The following is a 422-nucleotide window of genomic DNA, read 5'->3' as shown; positions in this document are numbered from 1 at the left end:
AACCGGTAAAGCAAACGGAGTAGAACTTGCAACAAAAGCGACCGAGCAGCACGAAAAAAAGCGGACGATAGAAGCGAGCCGCGGCTCTATTCTTGACCGGAACGGCAAAGTGCTTGCAGAGGACACGGCGACATATAAGCTCATTGCCGTGCTTGATAAAAAAATGACGAGTGATCCGAAGCATCCTCAGCATGTCAAAGACAAAGAGAAAACGGCGGAAAAACTGGCGACCGTTATCAATCTTGATAAAAGTAAGATTCTAGACATCTTAAACAGGGATGGCGCGAAGCAGGTGGAATTCGGTTCAGCCGGCCGCGATATCTCTTATGCAAAAAAAAAACAAAAGATCGAAAAAATGAATCTTCCGGGTATTTCTTTCCTAAGAGATACGAAGCGCTACTATCCGAACGGCATATTTTTGT

1 pseudogene is annotated in these 422 nt (G+C 45.0%); it reads left to right on the top strand.

The window, feature by feature from the left end:
* Positions 1-422: pseudogene (locus SB660_RS19080) on the top strand (penicillin-binding protein); the annotation flags it as partial.

Origin of the sequence: Bacillus sp. SIMBA_005, assembly GCF_046535585.1 — a bacterium.
GTDB lineage: Bacteria > Bacillota > Bacilli > Bacillales > Bacillaceae > Bacillus > Bacillus pumilus.
The sequence above is the reverse complement of the archived record's forward strand: the minus strand, read 5'-3'. Positions and strand labels throughout refer to the sequence as shown.